The sequence below is a fragment of the Herbidospora sp. RD11066 genome, from assembly GCF_054661255.1.
On the sequence record NZ_BAAGDO010000005.1, the window covers coordinates 220,198 to 220,665 of the forward strand.

Genomic DNA, 468 nt, shown 5'->3' on the forward strand with positions numbered 1-468 from the left:
GGGTCGGGCCTCGGCCAGCATCCGGCGGATAGTCACCGCTTCTTCGATTGCGTTCAGTGCCTCCTCGCGCCGCCCCAAGCCCGACAGGCGGTTGGACTGGTTGTTCAACGACATCGCAAGGTCGGGGAGGAAGGCGTCGGGTCGAGCCTGAGCTAGCGTTCTGCGGACAGCTACCGCTTCTTCGATTGCGGTCAGTGCCTCCTCGCGCCGCCCCAGGCCAGACAGGTGATTGGACTGGTTGTTCAGCGACACGGCGAGATCAGGCAGGAAGGCATCCGGGTTCATTGCGGCAGATCGCCGGTACAAGGCGGCCGCCTCCGACGCTGCTTCCAGTGCCTCCTCGCGCCGCCCAAGATCTGAAAGACGAACGGACTGGTTGTTCAGCGACATAGCGAGATCAGGCAGGAAGGCATCCGGGTTCATTGCGGCAGATCGCCGGTACAAGGCGGCCGCCTCCGACGCTGCTTC

The 468-nt window shown here is 64.3% G+C and carries 1 protein-coding gene; it reads right to left on the reverse strand.

Translation table 11 applies throughout. From position 1 onward, the window contains the following. Positions 1-423 (reverse strand): tetratricopeptide repeat protein (locus ACYQ78_RS21270; RefSeq protein ID WP_459802622.1); only part of this gene is annotated, 423 nt, incomplete at its 3' end. Positions 424-468 lie beyond the last annotated feature (45 nt).